The sequence below is a fragment of the Streptomyces rhizosphaerihabitans genome, assembly GCF_025399795.1.
Taxonomy (GTDB): Bacteria; Actinomycetota; Actinomycetes; order Streptomycetales; family Streptomycetaceae; genus Streptomyces; species Streptomyces rhizosphaerihabitans.
Map to the genome: position 1 here is coordinate 1 of NZ_JAODTZ010000223.1, position 278 is coordinate 278.

1 pseudogene is annotated in these 278 nt (G+C 68.0%); it reads left to right on the plus strand.

Features of this window, described 5'->3' with window-relative positions:
• Window positions 1-15 precede the first annotated feature (15 nt).
• Window positions 16-278: pseudogene (locus N4G66_RS45505) on the plus strand (lytic transglycosylase domain-containing protein); the annotation flags it as partial.

The window sequence follows — 278 nt, forward strand, 5'->3', positions numbered from 1 at the left end:
AGAAACAGGTTCTCCGTGTCCGTCTCTGTCATCCGCCGCATCGTCTCCTCCCCGAAGAAGGCCCTCGCCACTACCGCCGTGGCCGCTGCCACCGCCGGTATGGTCCTGGTCGCGGCGCCCGCCCAGGCCGCCACGCCGACCGCCGCCTCCTCCGCGAAGTCGATCGCCCACGCGATGATTCCGGACGCCTCGCAGTTCAACGCCTTCAGCAAGATCGTCGAGCACGAGAGCGGCTGGAACATCAGCGCAACGAACTCCTCGTCCGGCGCGTACGGCCT